The organism is Ralstonia flatus (genome assembly GCF_958439105.1).
Taxonomy (GTDB): Bacteria; Pseudomonadota; Gammaproteobacteria; order Burkholderiales; family Burkholderiaceae; genus Ralstonia; species Ralstonia flatus.
In genome coordinates this window covers 203,980-222,829 of sequence record NZ_CAUDLI010000007.1, presented here as the reverse complement: position 1 = coordinate 222,829, position 18,850 = coordinate 203,980, and the positions used below count along the sequence as shown (strand labels likewise).

The 18,850-nt window shown below is 63.9% G+C and carries 13 protein-coding genes; 3 read left to right on the top strand and 10 right to left on the bottom strand.

What is annotated here, in order from left to right; all coding sequences use genetic code 11:
* Positions 1-5 precede the first annotated feature (5 nt).
* The 4 genes from R2676_RS17470 to R2676_RS17455 form a co-directional block, all read right to left on the bottom strand.
* Positions 6-1,268: a DUF3734 domain-containing protein gene (locus R2676_RS17470; protein WP_206274467.1), complete on the bottom strand. Its 1,263-nt coding sequence runs from the start codon at positions 1,266-1,268 to the stop codon at positions 6-8.
* Between the two features lie 32 nt (positions 1,269-1,300).
* Complete coding sequence (locus R2676_RS17465; protein WP_045220069.1) at positions 1,301-2,086, bottom strand: 3-hydroxybutyrate dehydrogenase; 786 nt, start codon at positions 2,084-2,086, stop codon at positions 1,301-1,303.
* Positions 2,087-2,133: 47 nt separating this feature from the next.
* Positions 2,134-2,877 (bottom strand): acetoacetate decarboxylase, encoded by a 744-nt coding sequence (locus tag R2676_RS17460; RefSeq protein WP_062739564.1) that lies wholly within the window; start codon positions 2,875-2,877, stop codon positions 2,134-2,136.
* 194 nt (positions 2,878-3,071) lie between these two features.
* Complete coding sequence (locus R2676_RS17455; RefSeq protein WP_206274466.1) at positions 3,072-4,475, bottom strand: aminotransferase-like domain-containing protein; 1,404 nt, start codon at positions 4,473-4,475, stop codon at positions 3,072-3,074.
* A 155-nt stretch (positions 4,476-4,630) separates the two neighbouring features.
* Here R2676_RS17455 and aptA point away from each other — a divergent pair, with 155 nt between their 5' ends.
* Entirely contained in the window at positions 4,631-5,968 is a 1,338-nt protein-coding gene (aptA, locus tag R2676_RS17450) for an omega-aminotransferase AptA (protein WP_206274465.1), read from the top strand.
* A gap of 1 nt (position 5,969) precedes the next feature.
* The gene (locus R2676_RS17445) at positions 5,970-7,493 is read left to right on the top strand and encodes a CoA-acylating methylmalonate-semialdehyde dehydrogenase (protein WP_206274464.1); all 1,524 of its coding nucleotides are present in this window, start codon (positions 5,970-5,972) and stop codon (positions 7,491-7,493) included.
* Between the two features lie 76 nt (positions 7,494-7,569).
* On the opposite strand, the gene R2676_RS17440 is transcribed toward R2676_RS17445, so the two are convergent.
* Positions 7,570-7,776: a cold-shock protein gene (locus R2676_RS17440; RefSeq protein ID WP_024978714.1), complete on the bottom strand. Its 207-nt coding sequence runs from the start codon at positions 7,774-7,776 to the stop codon at positions 7,570-7,572.
* Positions 7,777-7,952: 176 nt separating this feature from the next.
* A complete protein-coding gene (locus R2676_RS17435) occupies positions 7,953-8,156 on the bottom strand; it encodes a cold-shock protein (protein WP_027679026.1) in 204 nt (67 codons plus the stop codon).
* Positions 8,157-8,507: 351 nt separating this feature from the next.
* Here R2676_RS17435 and R2676_RS17430 point away from each other — a divergent pair, with 351 nt between their 5' ends.
* Positions 8,508-10,403, top strand: a complete 1,896-nt coding sequence (locus tag R2676_RS17430; protein WP_206274463.1) for a potassium transporter Kup — start codon at positions 8,508-8,510, stop codon at positions 10,401-10,403.
* Between the two features lie 22 nt (positions 10,404-10,425).
* Here R2676_RS17430 and R2676_RS17425 read toward each other — a convergent pair whose 3' ends face one another.
* The 4 genes from R2676_RS17425 to R2676_RS17410 form a co-directional block, all read right to left on the bottom strand.
* Positions 10,426-15,348 (bottom strand): tetratricopeptide repeat protein, encoded by a 4,923-nt coding sequence (locus tag R2676_RS17425; RefSeq protein WP_206274462.1) that lies wholly within the window; start codon positions 15,346-15,348, stop codon positions 10,426-10,428.
* Between the two features lie 86 nt (positions 15,349-15,434).
* Positions 15,435-16,250, bottom strand: a complete 816-nt coding sequence (gene fdhD / locus R2676_RS17420; protein WP_206274461.1) for a formate dehydrogenase accessory sulfurtransferase FdhD — start codon at positions 16,248-16,250, stop codon at positions 15,435-15,437.
* On the bottom strand, positions 16,247-16,492 hold the full coding sequence (locus R2676_RS17415; RefSeq protein WP_206274460.1) for a MarR family transcriptional regulator: 246 nt from the start codon (positions 16,490-16,492) through the stop codon (positions 16,247-16,249). Before R2676_RS17415 ends, fdhD begins: the two co-directional genes overlap by 4 nt.
* A complete protein-coding gene (locus R2676_RS17410; RefSeq protein WP_206274459.1) occupies positions 16,492-18,831 on the bottom strand; it encodes an FdhF/YdeP family oxidoreductase in 2,340 nt (779 codons plus the stop codon). Before R2676_RS17410 ends, R2676_RS17415 begins: the two co-directional genes overlap by 1 nt.
* Between the last annotated feature and the right edge of the window lie 19 nt (positions 18,832-18,850).

Below are 18,850 nucleotides of genomic sequence, written 5' to 3'. Positions count from 1 at the left end.
GTGCGTCAAAGCCGCTTGTCTTCCCGCTCCACGCTCGGAGGGCGGTGGATGTCGTGCGTGACGAAGCCCGTGTCGTTGTCGGGCATCTCCAGCCACTCCGGGTGCGAGAGCGATTCGCGAATGTCCGCGAGGCCCGACGCCCAGTGGTCGCGCATGGTCGACGGCCCGAACTGGATGTCCTTGCCGGGGCCTTCGTGTTCCTTGGCCGCGTAGATGAGGTGGAAGACGTTGTAGCGCTTGGTGCAGGCCATTTCCTGCGCGTGCTTGTACCACTGCGTGCGCTCGAATTCCTTGGGCGGCAGGTGATCGAGCAGCTTGCGCATCAGCCGGCGGGTGGATTGCGAGCGCTCCATCCAATCGGTGATGAGCCGCGTTCGGCTGGAATACTGCAAGTCCTTCTGCCGGCTGGCCACGCCGATCATCGTATTGGGCACGGGCCCCAGCGCGCTCCAGAGGTCCACCTGAAACACCAGCGTGTCGCGGCGCGGCTTGGAGCCCAGCACATACGACAGCGGCGTGTTGGAGACGACGCCGCCGTCCCAGTAATACTCGCCGTCGATCAGAACGGGCGGAAAGCCCGGCGGCAGCGCGCCTGATGCCATGAAGTGCTCGGCGCGCAGGCGGCGCTCGGTGTTGTCGAACGCTTCCAGGTTGCCGGTGCGGACATTCACTGCGCCCACCGATACGCGGATGCCACCGTCGTTGATGCGGTCGAAATCGCACAGGCGTTCCAGCGTCGCTTTGAGCGGCGTTGTGTCGTAGTAGCTGGCTTCGAGCGGGTCGACCTCGTTGGCCGGCAGCGGCGCCGGAAAGCGCGGCGTGAAAAAGCCGCGCTGGCCTTCAAGCAGGGTGTCGGCTGCCTGCATGGCGGTCAGCCATTTGCGCAGATGCGCGTTGCCGTCAAACCAGGCGTTCTCCAGGATGTCGGGCAGCGGCGGCGAGAACGTCGGTTGCGTGATGATCTGCCAGAACTCGCGCAGCTTCTCTCGCCGATGCTTGGGCGCGTTGCCTGCAATGATGGCCGTATTCAACGCCCCGATGGAGATGCCCGCAATCCAGTTCGGCACGATGCCGGCTTCGTCCAGCCCTTCGAACACGCCCGCCTGGTACGAGCCCAGCGCGCCGCCGCCTTGCAGCACCAGCGCGATGTTCTCGTATTCGGGAAGTACGATGCGCTGCGCTGCAGTGAGCGGCGCATCTGCCGGGCGTGACGACTCTGCCGGCGTGGGCCGCTTGGTTGCGGCCACGCGTAGTTTGGGTGCGGGCATATCTCCTCCAACCTCCTTGCGGGTGCTTAGATTTACTGCATGAACCAGCCGTGGCTTACCACGAACGATTGCCCGGTCAGCGCGGCGCTCGGGAACGTGGCCAGGAAGCGCACCGTCTCGGCCACGTCTTCCACGGTGGTGAACACGCCGTCCACGGTATCACCGAGCATGACCTTTTTCACGACATCCTCTTCGCTGATGCCGAGTTCCTTTGCTTGCTCGGGAATCTGCTTTTCGACCAGCGGCGTGCGCACAAAACCGGGGCACACCACATGCGAGCGCACGTTATGCGCCGCACCTTCCTTGGCCAGCACCTTGTTCAGGCCGAGCAGCGCATGCTTGGCCGCCACGTAGGCCGACTTGAGCGGCGAGCCCTCGTGCGAGTGCACCGAACCCATGTAGATCACCACGCCGCCACGGTCGTCCTTGTACATGTGGCGCAGCGCTGCACGCGTGGTCAGGAATGCGCCATCGACGTGGATGGCCTGCATCTTCTTCCAGTCGGCAAACGAATAACTCACGAACGGGTTGACGATCTGGATGCCGGCGTTCGACACGAGGATGTCGACCGAGCCGAGTTCTTCGGCCACGCGGTCGATGCCGCTGTCTACGGCTTGTTCGTCGGTCACGTCCATGCGCAGGCCGATGGCCTTGCCGCCGGCATCGGTGATTTCCTTGGCGACGGCCTTGGCGCCGTCTTCGTTCAGGTCAACGATGGCGATGGCCGCGCCGGAACCGGCGAGCGTTAGGGCGATCTGCTTGCCGATGCCGCTGGCGGCACCCGTGACGACGGCGACTTTGCCTTTCAAATCAGACATGTGTGTACTCCAAGGGGTGGTGGGGAAGGAATGGCGTTGGGCAGGCGTTACTTCGCGAGGTAATCGAACACGACTTCGCCCATGCCGAGGGTCAGGTCTGCAATGATGTGCCGCGCTTCGACAATCTCCAGCACGGGCAGTTCGGCCACGGGCGCCAGTGCATGGTGCGCCAGTTCGAGCGATGCGGGGCCGGTCCACGCACCTTTCATGTCGATGTCGATCATGTAGTTGCGCGACAGCTCGCAGATGCGCGCGGTTTTGCCGTCCACGTGCGGAATGATCTTGAGCAGGAAGTTCGGGCGCTCCAGGCGGCGTTTCTGTTCGGCCAGATCCAGCTCGCGGTGCTTGTAACCCATGGTGCCGGTCGCCACGCGCACGGGGCCGTAGTCGAGCGTGCCGATCAGCGTGTCCTTGTCGGTCACCAATCTGGGCGAGGCGAGCTTCTTCGGGAAGCCCCACATTTCGCGGCCGCCGGCCAGGGGCGGATGGTCGTCCAGGTACATCGCCAGCGTGTACGTGCCCGGCGTGCCTTCGTAGGTGACCGGGATGACCTGGCCGCTTTCGGTGTAATCGCCAAAGCCGGTGGAATCGGCCATGCGGATGAACTCGTAGGCGACGAGCGGTTCGGGCACTTCCAGCGGCTCGGGCACCATGGCGCGCAGCTTGGCCGGGTCGGTACGGTACGTGATGATGAAGAATTCGCGGTGGATGAAGCGGTACGGGCCGGGCGGGTAGGCGGGGCTCGTCAGCGGCATCGCAAAGGCGGTTTCGCGGATGGTCTTGATGTCCATGGCACTCCTTGTGCAGGTTGGGCTGCAGGTCGCGTTGGGAATCGATACGGCGCAAGAGAACGGTAGGCGACAGCGCATCGTGTCGCGCCTTTGTGACGCTGCAACCTTCCGTTCACGCGAATTTCACGTTTGAGTACCGGTAACGTGATTGATTGCATGCAATACGTCATTGCGCCGCATGCAGCATGCGCCTGTCAGGCGTGCGAGAGGAATTCCCAGAGCGCCGGTTCGGCGGAATACGCCACGTTGAAGCGCAGCCACGGGCTCGGCTCGTCATGCGGCCGGAAGTATTGGCCGGGCGCGAGCCAGATGTTGTGGTCGATGGCCTGGTTGGCTAGCGCGGCGGCATCTGCATGGCTGGGCAAGCGCGCCCACAGGAAGAGCCCGCGCCCCGGCGTATCGAACGGCTCGGCACCATGTTGGCGCATGAGGGTTTCGACACGTGTGTGGGCTTCGCCCAGTCGCGCAACCAGTCGCGCCACGTGTTCGGCATAGACGGGCCGGGTGACGAACGCATGCACGATGCGCTCGGTAATTTCGGACGAGGTGAGCGCCACGGCCATCTTGGTGCGCGCCAGTTCGCGCGTGATGGCGGCATCGGCCACCACATAGCCCGCGCGCAATGAGGGCGAGATCGTCTTGGAAAAGCCGCTCACGTAGAGCGTGCGGCGCAGGCCGTCGAGGGCGGCCAGCATCGGGGCGGCGGGGTCGGCCAGTTCGCGGTGCAAGTCGTCCTCAACGATCCACAGGCCGTGCTGCTCAGCCAGTTGCAGCACGCGATAAGCGTTCTGTGCCGTCATGGACGAGCCGGTGGGATTCTGCAGCACGGAGCTGGTGAAGAGGGCGCGCGGCCGGTCGGCATCGTCGGCGCGCAGGATGTTTTCCAGCGCCACGGTGTCGAGCCCATCCGGCGTGCGCGGCACGCCGACCACGCGCAGGCCGGCCAGCTTCAGCACCTGGAGCACGTTGCAGTAGCCCGGATCATCCACCGCGACGACGTCGCCCGCTTTGAACAGCGTGCGGACGATCAGGTCGAGCGCCTGCGTCGCGCCGCTGGTCAGCAGCACTTGCGAGCGCTCCACCGGCAGCCCGCGCAGCGCCAGCGACTGTGCCACGTATTCGCCCAACGGCGCATAGCCCCACGGATGTCCGTAGCCCGCCACGCGCAACGCCGACACACGGCTCACCGCGCGCATGGCTTCCTGCACACCTCGCTCGTCCAGCCAGTCGTTCGGCAGCCAGCCGCAGCCTGGCTTGATGGCGATGGAGCGATCGGCAAAGACATCCGACAGCAGCCACGCCGCGTTGAGCGTGGGCGGCTCCCAGCGCGGGGCCACGGAAGCCGGTTGGGCTGGTGTGCGAGCCGCCACCAGGTAGCCCGAACGCGGCCGCGCGACGATGGCGCCCAGCGCCGCCAGCCGCGTGTAGGCCTCCGCCACCGTAAAGGTGCTTACGTCGTGGGCCTGCGCCAACTTGCGCACGGAGGGCAGTCGCGTGCCCGGCAGCAAGGCCTGGCTGTCGACCGCCGCACGAATGCCTTGGACGATCTGATCGACCAACGTACGCTGGGGATGAGAAGGATCGAGTTCGAGTTGCATGTTGCGATGCGGCATTGGAGCAGTGATGGGCGCCTATACAGTTTCTTATAGAACTGCCATCTGTGCATGTCCGTGTCGCGTTCGACTCTGTACAGTTTGCTCCAACTGCTGGCCCGCCAGTCCGTTCCCTTTCCGCTGTTTTTTCGGAGTGACCGATGAAACCCGCACCGCACCCGCTGGAAACCACCGATCTGTCCTACTTCTGGATGCCGTTCACGGCCAACCGTCAGTACAAGGCTGCGCCGCGCCTGCTGACGTCGGCCCAGGGCATGTATTACCGCGACGCCGACGGCCGTGAAGTGCTGGACGGCACGGCGGGTCTCTGGTGCGTGAACGCCGGGCACAGCCGCAAGGAGATCGTCGAGGCCATCACCGCGCAGGCGAGCACGCTGGACTACGCGCCCACCTTCCAGATGGGCCACCCGCTGGCGTTCCGTGCTGCAGAAAAGGTCGCCGAGATCATGCCGGAAGGGCTGAACCGCATCTTTTTCGCCAACTCCGGTTCCGAAGCGGTGGATACGGCGCTTAAGATTGCACTGGCCTACCACCGCGCACGCGGCGAAGGGCAGCGCACGCGCCTGATCGGCCGCGAGCGCGGCTATCACGGCGTCGGCTTTGGCGGCATCTCGGTGGGCGGTATCTCGCCGAACCGCAAGGCGTTCTCGGCCAACCTGATTCCCGGCGTTGACCACCTGCCGCATACGCACGCGCCGGAGCACAACGCGTTCTCCAAGGGCCAGCCGGCCTGGGGTGAGCATCTGGCCGACGAGCTGGAGCGCATCGTCACGCTGCACGACGCATCGACCATCGCCGCCGTCATCGTCGAGCCGCTGGCAGGCTCCACGGGTGTGCTGGTGCCGCCCAAGGGTTATCTGCAGCGCCTGCGCGCGCTGTGCGACAAGCACGGCATCCTGCTGATTTTCGATGAGGTCATTACCGGTTTTGGACGGCTGGGCGCGGCAACGGCGGCGGAATTCTTTGGTGTGACGCCCGACCTTCTGACGATGGCCAAGGGCATCAACAACGCTGCCGTGCCGATGGGCGCCGTGGCTGTGCGCCAGTCGGTGCACGACACCGTTGTCGACGCCGGTGCGCCGGGCGCGATCGAGCTGTTCCACGGCTACACGTATTCGGCGCACCCGCTGGCCGCGGCCGCGGCGGTGGCTGCACTGGATCTGTATCGCAGCGAAGGGCTGTTCGAGCGTGCGCGTTCGCTGTCGCCAGTGTTTGAAGCGGCAGCGCATTCGGTCAAGGGCGCACCGCACGTGAAGGACATCCGCAACCTGGGCCTCGTGGCCGGCATCGAACTGGAATCGCGCCCCGGCGCGGTGGGCGCGCGCGCTTACGAAGTCTTCCTGAAATGCCTGGAGCGCGGGGTGCTGGTGCGCTACACCGGCGACATCCTGGCGTTCTCGCCGCCGCTCATCATCGAAGAGGCGCAGATCGCGCGCATCTTCGACACCGTTCGTACCGTTCTGCAAGAGGTAGCCTGAAATGAACCGACCGATTGATCCTGCCGTGACGGAGTCCGTCGTCAGCCATTACATCGGCGGCCAACGCCATGCCGGCAGCGGCACGCGCACCGCCGATGTGTTCAACCCCGCCACGGGCGCCGTGAGCGCGCAGGTGCTGCTGGGCGGCAAATCCGAAGTGGGCGCCGCCGTGGCTGCTGCCCACGCCGCCGCCGCCGAGTGGGCCGAGACCTCGCCGCTCAAGCGTTCGCGCGTTCTCTTCAAGTTCAAGGAACTGCTCGATCAAAACCAGGATGCCCTGGCGGCCGCCATTACGCGCGAGCACGGCAAGGTGTTCTCCGACGCCAAGGGCGAAGTCACGCGCGGCATTGAAGTGGTGGAATTTGCCTGCGGCATTCCGAACCTGCTCAAGACTGAATTCACCGACAACATTGGCGGCGGCATCGACAACTGGAACCTGCGCCAGCCGCTGGGCGTGGTGGCCGGCATCACGCCGTTCAACTTCCCGTTCATGGTGCCGATGTGGATGGCGCCCGTGGCGCTGGCGTGCGGCAACACGTTCATCCTCAAGCCGAGCGAGCGTGACCCGACCCCCAGCCTCATGATTGCCGACCTGCTCAAGCAGGCGGGCCTGCCCGACGGCGTGTTCAACGTCGTGCAGGGCGGCAAGGATGCTGTCGATGCGCTGCTCGAGCATCCGGATGTGCAGGCCGTCTCGTTCGTCGGCAGCACGCCCATCGCCGAATACATCTACGCCGAGGGCACCAAGCGCGGCAAGCGCGTGCAAGCCTTGGGCGGTGCAAAAAATCACCTGGTCGTCATGCCGGATGCGGATCTCGACCAGGCGGTCGATGCGCTGATTGGCGCCGGCTACGGTTCGGCCGGCGAGCGCTGCATGGCGATTTCCGTGGCCGTGGCGGTGGGCGACGTGGCCGACAAGCTGGTCCCGCGCCTCGCGGAACGCGCCCGCGCACTCAAGATCGGCAACGGCATGCAGGCCGATAGTGAAATGGGTCCGCTCGTCACGGCTGCCCACAAGGCCAAGGTGGAAGGCTATATCGCCAAGGGCGTGGAAGAGGGCGCCGAGCTGGTGGTGGACGGCCGCGGCCACACGGTCGACGGCCACGCCGAGGGCTTCTTCACGGGCGGCACGCTGTTCGACCACGTCAAGCCCGAGATGACGATCTACAAGGAAGAGATCTTCGGGCCCGTGCTTTCGGTGGTGCGCGTGCACGATCTTGCCGAGGCGGTGAAGCTGATCAACGCCCACGAGTTCGGCAACGGCGTGTCGTGCTATACGAGCGACGGCGGCGTGGCGCGTGCATTTGCGCGGCAGATCCAGGTGGGCATGGTCGGTATCAACGTACCGATTCCGGTGCCGATGGCGTGGCACAGCTTTGGCGGCTGGAAGCGCTCGCTGTTCGGAGACCACCACGCCTATGGCGAAGAAGGCGTGCGTTTTTACACGCGCTACAAGAGCGTGATGCAACGCTGGCCGGATTCGATTGCCAAGGGCGCTGAATTCGTGATGCCGACAGCCAAGTAAGCCGACGTATCGTTCATGAGAAAGGGAGGCAATGCCTCCCTTTATCGTTTGAACATGCCGAGTTGAAACCGGCGTGTCATATTGGTTTGATGTTGACGGCGATGAGTTCGCCATCGGGCCCGATTTCTACATCGAAGCTGACGCGCTGGCCCTCGTGGAATGTCTGCGAGCGCGAAAACTGGATCTCCGAATCCCGAATAAAACTCGGGGCAGCATGCATTTCTGCAGCTGCCCCGGCGGGCGGATCATATTGAACGGCGTTCTCTTCAATTCGGCTGGCCATTGCATGCTCCCAATAGGGGTTCGTCAAACCAGGCCACCGCTTCCGGCGGCCATCCGACTGCTTGATGGCAAACACGTACTGAAACAACCTGCCTGGCGAATATCCCGGCCAATACACGCGCGAGGAAACCTCGCGCGGCAAGCCAAAACCGGGCTACCGCGCCCGCGTGCTCCGTGTTACTGGGGCACGATGTTCGAAGCTTGCTTGCCCTTCGGGCCTTGCGTGACTTCGAACGACACCTTCTGACCTTCCTTCAGGCTTTTGAAGCCTGCGGCATTGATTGCGGAGAAATGAGCGAAAAGGTCTTCGCCGCCATCATCCGGGGTAATGAAGCCGAAACCCTTTGCGTCGTTGAACCACTTGACGGTACCAGTAGCCATGATTTTGAGTCGTGAAGTTGAGAAATCGATCGGCCGCCGGCCAAATACAAACACAGCAGGCAGACCCGGCCGAACCGGCCAAACGATCGTTTGGTGAATATATGCTTGGCGCGTCGCCCCGTCAAAGTCTGTTTTTTTTAAGGTTTCCGTTTGGAGCGGGCGCAGCCGCTGTTTTCGGGGCTGCATCAGGGTTGGCGCGGTCTTGCCATCGGTGCAAACACCCGCGCAAAACGGGGCGTTTTCACCTAAGCTTTAGTGGCTTCTGCCGCACTCGGGGCCCGCAGCAAAACCGGTGCCGCAGAGGTGCACGAAAATTGCGTGCGCCCCCGTCGTTCCAGCCGCAGCCTACCCATGACGACAGCCGCAGCCAGTCACACCAAGAAAAATCCCGCGTTGATGGCCACCATGGTGGGCGCGATCGGCGTGGTCTTCGGGGACATCGGCACCAGCCCCCTGTATGCCCTGAAGGAATGCTTCAACCCCGAGCATGGGGTGCCGTTTTCCGACCAGACCGTCTTCGGCATCCTGTCGATGCTGTTCTGGGCGATGACGCTGGTGGTCTCCGTCAAATACGTGCTGTTCGTCATGCGGGCGGACAACAACGGCGAAGGCGGCATCCTCGCGCTGACGGCGCTGGCCATGCGCGCAAGCAGCGGCAGCGCCAGGTTTACGCGCACGTTGATGCTGCTGGGCCTGCTGGGCGCCGCCATGTTCTACGGGGATGCCGTCATTACACCGGCCATTTCCGTGCTCTCCGCCATTGAGGGCATGGAGATCATGGCGCCCGCGCTGCAGACATGGGTCTTGCCGCTGGCGCTGATCGTGCTGATCGCCCTGTTCCTCATCCAAAAGCAGGGCACGCACGTGGTGGGGCGCCTGTTCGGGCCGATCATGGTGATCTGGTTCGTGCTGCTCGGGCTGATCGGGCTGGCCTCCGTGGTGAAGTCGCCGCAGATCTTGGTGGCCCTCAGCCCCCTGTACGCCATCGAATTCGGATTCCGGCATACGGTGCTGGCGTTCATCGTGTTCGGCTCGGTGTTTCTGGCCCTGACTGGCGCCGAGGCGCTGTATGCCGACATGGGCCACTTCGGCGCCCGCCCCATCCGCTATGCGTGGTTCTACATTGCCATGCCGTGCCTGCTGCTGAATTACTTTGGCCAGGGCGCCTTGCTGCTGCGTGAGCCGAGCGCCGTGCAGAACCCGTTCTTCCTGTTGATGCCGAACTGGGCAGTGGGCCCGATGGTGCTGCTGGCCACGGCGGCCACCGTCATTGCGTCTCAGGCTGTCATCTCGGGAGCGTTTTCGATGACGGCGCAGGCGGTGCATCTGGGCTATGCGCCGCGCATGAAGATTCTCTACACGTCGGATGTGGAAATCGGCCAGATCTACGTGCCGGTGGTCAACTACATGCTCCTGGTGCTGGTGGTGGCGGTGGTGCTGGCTTTCGGCAAGTCCGACAACCTGGCAGCGGCCTACGGCATTGCGGTGACGACCACCATGGTGCTGACGACCGGGCTGGTGACGGTGGTCATGCGCAACGCCTGGAAGTGGCGCCTGTCACTGGTGGCCTGCATCGGCGCGGTGTTCCTGGCGGTGGATCTGTCGTTTTTCTCCGCCAACCTGCTCAAGATTGCCGCGGGTGGCTGGTTCCCGCTGCTGCTGGGCGGCTTGATCTTCTTCCTGATGGTGACGTGGCACACCGGCACGCAACTGCTGAAGGCGCGCAATGTCGAGGGCGGCATTCCGCTCGAGCCGTTCATGGAAGGGCTGCTGCGTCATCCACCGTATCGTGTGGACGGCACGGCGGTGTATCTCACGCCCAGCATCGAGTTCGTACCGTTGGCGTTGCTGCACAACCTCAAGCACAACCACGTGCTGCACAAGCGCGTGCTGTTCATCCACTTCCGCACGCTGGCCGTGCCGTATGTGGACCCCGCCAAGCGCCTCGTCATCAAAACCATTGGCGACGACATCCACACCGCAGTGGTGGATTTCGGCTTCAAGGAAACCCCCGCCGTGGACGAGATCGTGCGCAGCGTGGGTGAGCGTCTGGGCATCGTTTTTGAAGATATGGAAACATCCTTCTTCATTACGCGCGCCACGGTGGTGCCGTCGCCGCTGCCCGGTATGGCGATGTGGCGCGAGTCGCTGTTTGCCTGGATGCAGCACAACAGCGCCAAGCCGTCGGACTTCTTCCGGATTCCCGCCAACCGACTGGTTGAGTTGGGGAGCAAGGTGGAGATTTAGCGATCTTGCTGCCTTATAAGCCTTAAATAAGACGCAGTACGCGCGAAAAACGCTCCCAACTTGTAGGTGCGTCTTGAATCCACCGGCGACGTACGTCGACCATGAGGTCAGCGAGAGTGCTTTGCGTCCGGGAGGCAAATTCCCACTGGCGCAAGGCTGTGCGAAGTGGGGCAGCTTTGCCCGTTGTGGCTGTTGCGCAATATCCCTCAAGGACCTGATGCAGTCCCTGGTAGTAAGGACGCATTTTCATCGGGCGCACGCGCTCGAGCCATGCGAGCAGGGTGCGGGTCTGCCCGTGGCGAGCGGCGTCGCACGCCAGCCACACCATCGCATCCGGGCTACGGGGCTCCTTGCCATGGGACATTTCAGATACCTGATTGGCAAGCCCATGTCGGCCATCGGTGCGCAGTGCAACAGCGAGGTTGTCCAGCGCCCACCATGGTGCGTCCGCGCGCTGCCAATCGTGCATCCAATTAACGACCTCCTGAAACCGCTTGGCCTCCAGGTATGCGTAGCCGACCAAGGCCCAGCATTCAGCATTTGCGCGCATTTCGCGGCTGTATTGTGCGACTAGCGCGCTGACGTGCTGGAACATGCGGACCGCCGTTGCACAGTTGATCACGGCGATCTTGAAACGCTGGTGATGATCGGCCTTCAGGTAGGGCTCAATCTTGTCCAGAAACGCCGGATGGGCGACATCGAATTCCCTTTCCAGCCAATATCGGGCTGCTGCCTCTGACACTTCGCCGCAAAGGCTAGCCTGCTCTGTCGCCTGGAAGAGCAACTCGCGCCATGAACCGCGGGGCAATGCTTCGACGGCTTTGTCGAACGTGCTGGCGTCCTGCTCCGTGGCGCGCACGATTTCCGCGAGCGGCGCGGCGACGCTTTCCTTGTCGCCGGTGCGCACGGCGTACTGAACTTCCCGCAAGGCTACCGCAGGGCCGGGAACATTGGCCCGAAGAGTGGTCAGTACCGGCTCGGCGGCATTCCAGTTGGACGCCAGTAGCAGGTCGGTCAGGGTAAGGCCGGCGTAAACGTAGAACGGGTCCAACTCAAATGCCGTGCGCAAGGCCTCAATCGCGGACGCTGTTTCTCCACGCTGACGCAGCCCATGACCTAGATAGCCATAACCGACGGCTACCGTGGGGTCGATACGAATCATTTCACGCGCTGCCGCCAAACATTCGTCGTGCCGCTTGGCTGAGAACGTCCAGTCGGCCAGTTCTCGCCACATGTCGAACGAATTGACCTCGCTCTTGAGTAGTTGCTGCAACGCGGTGATCGCCTTGTCTGTGTCGCCATGCTGCCAGTGCAAGCGTGGACCACATCGGAGAATGGCCGTTGGTGTGTGTTGACCCCACGGTGTGCTGTGCACTGTCTCCAGTGCTTCAGCAAACCGACCATGCCGGTTCAGCGCGTTGATGCGTGCGATATAGGCGGGCTGGTGCAGGGGGTTGATCGCCGTTGCCTTGTCCACGGCAGTAAGTGCGTCGTCTAAGGTGGCGGCGTGGTCGGCATGCCGTATGAGGACGTCGATATTGTCCGGGCGTTGGCGGGCAAGTTCCGCAGTGAATTCCGCTACGTAATGCGCGCGCTCCATCTGTCGCGCGGCGTCAATGAAGAAATCCCAGGCCTCCGTGTGCGCGGGCCAGCGGTGCAGTGCGGTTTCCACCTGCACGAGGGCTTCATCTCGGCGATCCAGTTTCCATAGCAGCCGAGCCCGCAGCACATGGCCTTCTGGGTTTTCCTCGCAGCGCGAACGTGGTGCGGCCACAAGTGCAAGCCCCGCTTCGAGTTGGCCGGGCTCGTTCATCGCCAGATGCACGGCCAGCCGCAGCGCCCATGTCCATGACGGTGATAGTTGCAACGCGCGCTGCACGGTTGTACGGGCCCTTGGAAAGTCGCCCTGGTTGGTTGCAAGCCGAGCTAATTCGTAATGCAAGCGCGGCATAAGCGGGAATCGGTCGATGGCACCATCGAGCAATGTCTGTGCGGCTGCAAACTGGTTGGTATCGATCAGTTGAACGGCGAGCGCGGCCCAGGTTTGCCACAGCTCGGGCCTGCGCGTGTGCAGGGCCCTCAGTTCACCTTCCAGTTCATCGTCGGGCAATGTGTGGCGTGCAAGCACCTGATAGGCGAAGATCGGGTCGCCCTGGGTCGATTGTTCTTGCAATTGACGCGCAATGAAGGCGAGGGCTTCTCGCCGTGCTTCATGGCTGTTGCACGTGGTGACAAGCCTGTGCAAGGCGTAGCCGTGATCGATGTTGAGTAGGAGTGCCTCCCGAAACTGCTGTTGTGCCTCGTGGACATCGCCGGCCGTCAAATAGAGGCCGCCCAGCATGGCGTAAGTCGATGCATGGCGCGGAGCGAGGGCCTGCGCCTCGCGAGCTACGCTCCACGCCTCTTCTAACTTGCGCTGGCTAGCCAAGTTGTTCGCCAGCTCGCGCTGCATAAATGCGTAGTCGGGGTGAAGAGCCAGTGCTTGCCGAATGATCGTCTCGGATTCGGTGGGCGGTGCATCTGCCGTCCATTCAAGGAGCGCTTCATAAAGGGCAAGATAGGTTGGGTGCTCGGCACACGCGTCCCTCAGAAATTGAACGGCGGCGGCTCGCCCCGAGTGCTGGGCGCGGATGTCAGCCGCCATACGACGCAAGGGAATATGCAGCGGTTCCCGCTCGCAAGCGGCACTGATTGCAACCCAAGCATCGTCGATGCGGCCTTCATGGCGGGCAATCAGCGCTTCCACGCGAAGCTGTTCTGCGTACCGTGCGTGCCCCGTGCGTCCGCTCAACAGGGCGCGCGCCTTTTCGGGTTGGGCGTAGGCAAGTGCTTTTTCCGCGTAGAAGAGACGAAGTGATTCGTCGTTCGGACGCTGTTGCAGCGCATTTTCCAGCAAAGCGAACGCTTCGTTGGTGCGGCCAAGCATATCGAATTGGCCGAAGGCACTGATGGATGGCGCGGACGACTGGCCGCCCAACTGGTCAATGCGTGCTTGAAGGAAGGCCAAGCCCTGGTCCATCTTCCCGAGGCCGAAGCATGCTTGGCAGTAGGTGATGGCCAGGTCTTCGGAATGCGGGTGTAGGCAAGCTGCGATGCGGTAGTGCACCAACGCATCGGCCTTGTCGCCCGACAGCCACAGCGCGTCGGCCATAGCGCGCCAAGCTTCGGACTCGTTGATGTTGACGCGCAGCGCGCGTGAGGCGTAGTCGATCGCTTCCGGTATCTGCCGGGCGTCGTCGCTCAGCAAGCGAGAGAGCCGCGTTAGCAATGGCGGATTCCAGGGGTGTTTGGCGACGGCTGCTTGTGCTGCATCCAAAGCTTCCCGCCGCGTGCCGACGGTAGCCAGAAGTTGCTGCCGATGGAGGAGCAGGCTGGGATGGTCGCCAAAATGCTCGATGGATTGCGCTGTCAGCGCCAATGCTCGGGTGAGGTCACCATCGTAGTGCGCGAGGGCACGCAAGCCGCGCAGGGTGAGCCAATGATCCGGCGCGCGGGACTGCTGTGCTTGTGCTGCCGCGTCCGCCGCTCCCCGCTTGTGGGCTTCCAACGCGCGAATGATGGTGTAGTAGCTGTCCCAGTCTGCTGCATCGGGCAGCGTGATTCCGTTCAGCCGATGACGCTCTTTCGACGGCACCATCAACATGCCACGTGGGCCGCTGGCACGGTGTTCGCTAAACAGCGTAACTGCGTAGTGCTCTGCGTAAATGCGCTGCGAAGGATCGCGTATGAGCAATGTGCCCCGCAAGGCGTCATACCCGATGACGGCTTGCAAGTGCCCAGCATTGGTGAATTCGGTGGTTAGCGTAAACGGCACGCCTGCGTCGATCAATGCGCGCGTGACCGGCCAGTCGACCGTGAACTCCTGCACAAAAAAACCGTTGCGCTCAGCCCAGGCGCGCTCGCTTGAAGCCGGGGTGCCGTCGTAGCAGATTTGTTCTGCAATTTCGAGGTGCTCGGCGGCGTAGCCCCAGTAGTGGCTCAACGCACTCAGCGTGGCAGGCGCGCATGTGAGGTGGTGTTGGCGCACGAACCCAACGTCGAGTTGGACACGCTGGAGGTCGGTGTTCGATGCAGGCTCGGCCAGGCGGGCTCTAATGTCGACATAGAACGGTTCGTTGAGCGCGCCGCAGCGATGGGCCGCCTCATCGAATTGCTTACGGGCAAGCAGGTTGTCGACCTCTTGTGCGTCAAGCCAGCGGCGCCAGCCCTTGTCGGCCAATGGTGTGTATGTCCGGCAGCGCGTAAGCGCGGCGGCGGCCTCGTCGAACTGGCGGTGTTCCGACAGCAGGCCGAACAGTTGAGCTTCCACGTCGGCGCTCTGCATGTTTGCCGAAGCGGTCTGCAACAGACGTATGGCTTCCGCGTCGTTACCGGTAAGCGTATGCAGATGTGCAAGCCCCTGGATGGCAGCACGATGGCTTGGGTAGAGTCGGAGCGCTTCAAGGCAGGCCGCAATGGCTTCGTCGTATCGATCCTGCCGCTCGAATACATGGGCTTGCAGCACGTGGATCCAAGGGTCCTCCGATGCCAGCGACAGCGCCGCCGAAAACAAGCTGGCTGCCGTCTCCCAATCACGCAGCGTGCCGGCCAAGGTCCCACGCGATGCGTGCCATTCTGCGAGCACTGCCGCAGGTGCGTCGTCGGGAATGCATGCGGATTCCATCCATCGCCAGCCGCGATAGGCACCCTTGCGATCGGCCAGGATGCGTGCATAAACGACCATGGCTTCGGGGTGGTTAGGGTGCTTGCGCCATAAGCGCAGCCCGATGGCGTCCGACAACCGATTGCCGCCCAGATGCCGCACCATGCGCACGGCCAAGGACTGGGCCTCGGGGCGCGGGTCCGCTCGCAATGCATCGAGCAGAGGATATGCGGCATAGCTATTGCCGGTGTCTGCAAACGTGCTGATATGGTCGACCAGATCCAGCGGGGCAGCTTGATTCATGCGGGCGTTGAAGGTTTGCGAGCAATGATTCCGATTAGAGCACAGGGCTCGCAACGCTCAATATCCCCGCGAGAGAGGGGCCTCGCTCAGGCAAACCGCGTCACGCTATCCCCACGGCAGAACGCCAGCAACGTCAACTGCCCGGCCTTGGCGTGGCGGATCGCCAGCGAAGACGGCGCGGAGATCGTCGCCAGCAGCGGCACCTGCAGCTGCACGCACTTGCGCGCCAGCTCGTAGCTAGCACGACTCGTCATGACGATGAACCCGTCTGCGGGGCGGATGCCGAGTCGCGCCAGGCGGCCGATCAGCTTGTCGAGTGCGTTGTGGCGGCCCACGTCTTCCAGCACATGCAGCGGTGCGTTGCCGTCTGCAGGCACCCAGCCGGCGGCATGCAAGCCACCGGTAAGCGCGTTGGCCGGCTGATGCGCCGTCATCGCCTGCATGGCGTCCAGCACTTGCGCGTCGGCAAGAGACGCCAGCCATGCGGGCGGCGTCAGCGGCGCCGGTGCGTCTTCAAAGGTCTGCAGGCTTTCAATGCCGCAGAGGCCGCAGCCGGTCGGGCCGGCCAGCGCGCGGCGGCGTTCCTTCAATCGGACGAAGCAATGCGAGGCGATTTCCGCATGCACTTCAAGCCCATGCGGATGCGTTTCCACGTCTGCGCCACGCCAATCGGCGCGACCGTCGATGATGCCTTCCGACAGCGCGAAGCCCAGCGCGAAATCTTCCAGATCCCTCGGCGACGCCATCATCACCGCATGCGTGATGCCGTTGAAGACGAGCGCCACCGGCGCTTCTTCGGCGACGGCGGTGGCGGTGTCGTCTTGCGTGCCGGCGCGCGTGCGTTTCGTCGCGGAGGTGGAAACGACGGGCAAGCCGGCGGGATGGTGGGGCAGGGCAGTCATGCAGGAAAATCGGGCAGGGCGCGGCCGGCGTCGAGCAGCACAATGAGCCAGCGCGTGTCGTCCATGGCAACGCGCAACAGGCCTGCGTCAGCCAGCGGATGCAGCGCGCGCAGCACCGTGCTCGCGCGCTCGCCCACGCGCTTGGTCAGCCAGGGCAGCGACACCGGCTTGCTGGCCTCGGTTTCGCGCAATGCGGCCAGCAGCGCCAGCTGCAGCGCAGACCACGCCGGCTCGGTTGGCATCAGGCGTGCGCCGTGTTGGCCGCGGAGGCGTCAGCGGTGCGTTCGACTTGGCTCGGCACCAGCATCACCGGAATCGACTTCGACGTCGGCGTGCGCGCCTGATCGGCCACGGACGACAGCGGCACCAGCGGATTCGTCTCGGGGTAATACGCCGCCAGGCACCCGCGCGGAATGTCGTACGCCACGAGGCGGAAGCCATCGGCGCGGCGCGTGGTGCCGTCTTCGGACAGCGTCACCATGTCGACCCACTCGCCGTCTTTCATGCGGATCGTGTGCAGGTCTTCCTTGTTGATGAAGACCACGCGGCGTTGGCCGAACACGCCGCGGTAGCGGTCGTCCATGCCGTAGATCGTGGTGTTGTACTGGTCGTGCGAACGGACCGTGGCGAGCGTGAAGACGGTGGCGTCGGCATGGCGCTCGCGCGCGCGGTGCACTGGCGTGTCGGTCGGCACGGCATGCGGGTGGAATTCCGCCTTGCCCGACGGCGTGTTCCAGACACGTTCCGATGCGGTGTTGCGCAAGCGGAAGCCGCCCGGTACGCGAATTTTCTCGTTGAAGCCGGCAAAGTCGTCGAACACGGCTTCAATGCGTTCGCGGATGCGGTCGTAGTCTTCGACCAGCCAGCGCCACGGGATGGTGCTTTCGGGCAGCGTCGCTTCGGCCAGGCGCGCCACGATGGCCGGCTCCGACAGCAGATGCGGCGAGGCCGGCGGATTGATGCCCGCCGACATGTGCACCATGCTCATCGAATCTTCCACGGTCACGCCTTGCGTGCCGCCGGCCTGTTGGTCGACCTCGGTGCGGCCCAGGCACGGCAGGATCAACGCGGCCTTGCCGTGCACGATGTGGCTGCGGTTGAGCTTGGTGGTCACGTGCACGGTCAGGTCGCACTGGCGCAGGCCGGCCCACGTGGCGGCGGTGTCGGGCGTGGCCGCTGCAAAGTTGCCGCCCATGGCGAAGAACACGCGCGCGGCGCCTTGCTGCATCGCCTCGATGGCGCCGACGGTGTCGTAGCCGTGTTCGCGCGGGACTTTGAATCCAAACACCTGCTCCAGCCGATCGAGGAAGGCCGGGGCTGGCTTCTCGTAAATGCCCATCGTGCGGTCGCCCTGCACGTTGCTGTGGCCGCGCACCGGGCACGCACCGGCGCCCGGGCGCCCGATGTTGCCGCGCAGGAGCAGCAGGTTGACGATCATCTGGATCGTCGCGACCGAATGCTTGTGTTGCGTGATGCCCATGCCCCAGCAGGCGATGACGCTGCCGGCCTTGATGTACGTGTCGCCGGCCTGGCGGATTTCGTGTTCCGGCAGGCCCGATTCGGCTTCGATCGTTGCCCACGATTCGGCACGCACGTCAGCGGCGAAGGCGTCGTAGCCGCCGGTGTGCTGGGCGATGAAGGCGTGGTCGATGATGGCCGGTTCGGCGCGGCTGCGGGCCACGTCATCGCGCTCGATCACGTGTTTGATGATGCCCTTGACCGTCGCCAGGTCGCCGCCGATGCGCACCTGGTGGTATTCCGTGCTGATGCGCGTGGAGCCGAGCGTCAGCATCTCGATCTTGCTTTGCGGATCGGCAAAGCGCTCCAGCCCGCGCTCGCGCAGCGGGTTGAATGACACGATCTTCGCGCCGCGCTTCGATGCCTCGCGCAATTCGCCCAGCATGCGCGGGTGATTCGTCCCCGGGTTCTGGCCGAAGATGAAGATCGCGTCGGCCTTGGTGAAATCGTCGAGCGTGACGGTGCCCTTGCCGACGCCGATGCTGCTCCGCATGCCCGTGCCGGAGGGCTCGTGGCACATGTTGGAGCAGTCGGGGAAATTGTTCGTGCCATAGGCGCGCACGAACAACTGGTAGAGGAAGGCCGCCTCATTGCTGGTGCGACCGGAGGTGTAAAAGATCGCCTGGTTCGGATCGGGCAGCGCGCGCAGGTGCTGCGCGATGAGCGCGAAGGCGGCGTCCCATTCGATTGGCACGTACTTGTCGCTGGCCGCGTCGTAGACCATCGGGTGCGTCAGGCGGCCTTGGTCTTCGAGCGCGTAGTCGGACCAGTCGGCGAGTTCGCGCACGGTGTGCTGTGCGAAGAACTCCGGCGTGGTGCGGCGGGACGTCGCTTCTGCCGCCACGGCTTTGACGCCGTTTTCGCAGAACTCGAATGTGGATGCGTGGTCGCGGTCCGGCCAGGCGCAGCCCGGGCAGTCGAAGCCGTCAGGCTGGTTGGCCGACAGCATCGTCTTGGCGCCCTTGGCCGCGATGCCCTGCGACAGCAATTGATGCGCAACGCTTTTAAGTGCGCCCCAGCCACCGGCCGGGTGACGGTAAAACTCGATCTTCTGGTGCTTCATGGGTGGCGGGGCGGCGACT

Excerpts from the sequence above, each read along its gene's own strand:
- R2676_RS17470 (WP_206274467.1), bottom strand. The coding sequence starts at position 1,268 with ATGCCCGCACCCAAACTACGCGTGGCCGCAACCAAGCGGCCCACGCCG.
- R2676_RS17465 (WP_045220069.1), bottom strand. The coding sequence starts at position 2,086 with ATGTCTGATTTGAAAGGCAAAGTCGCCGTCGTCACGGGTGCCGCCAGC.
- R2676_RS17460 (WP_062739564.1), bottom strand. The coding sequence starts at position 2,877 with ATGGACATCAAGACCATCCGCGAAACCGCCTTTGCGATGCCGCTGACG.
- R2676_RS17455 (WP_206274466.1), bottom strand. The coding sequence starts at position 4,475 with ATGCAACTCGAACTCGATCCTTCTCATCCCCAGCGTACGTTGGTCGAT.
- aptA (WP_206274465.1), top strand. The coding sequence starts at position 4,631 with ATGAAACCCGCACCGCACCCGCTGGAAACCACCGATCTGTCCTACTTC.
- R2676_RS17445 (WP_206274464.1), top strand. The coding sequence starts at position 5,970 with ATGAACCGACCGATTGATCCTGCCGTGACGGAGTCCGTCGTCAGCCAT.
- R2676_RS17440 (WP_024978714.1), bottom strand. The coding sequence starts at position 7,776 with ATGGCCAGCCGAATTGAAGAGAACGCCGTTCAATATGATCCGCCCGCC.
- R2676_RS17435 (WP_027679026.1), bottom strand. The coding sequence starts at position 8,156 with ATGGCTACTGGTACCGTCAAGTGGTTCAACGACGCAAAGGGTTTCGGC.
- R2676_RS17430 (WP_206274463.1), top strand. The coding sequence starts at position 8,508 with ATGACGACAGCCGCAGCCAGTCACACCAAGAAAAATCCCGCGTTGATG.
- R2676_RS17425 (WP_206274462.1), bottom strand. The coding sequence starts at position 15,348 with ATGAATCAAGCTGCCCCGCTGGATCTGGTCGACCATATCAGCACGTTT.
- fdhD (WP_206274461.1), bottom strand. The coding sequence starts at position 16,250 with ATGACTGCCCTGCCCCACCATCCCGCCGGCTTGCCCGTCGTTTCCACC.
- R2676_RS17415 (WP_206274460.1), bottom strand. The coding sequence starts at position 16,492 with ATGCCAACCGAGCCGGCGTGGTCTGCGCTGCAGCTGGCGCTGCTGGCC.
- R2676_RS17410 (WP_206274459.1), bottom strand. The coding sequence starts at position 18,831 with ATGAAGCACCAGAAGATCGAGTTTTACCGTCACCCGGCCGGTGGCTGG.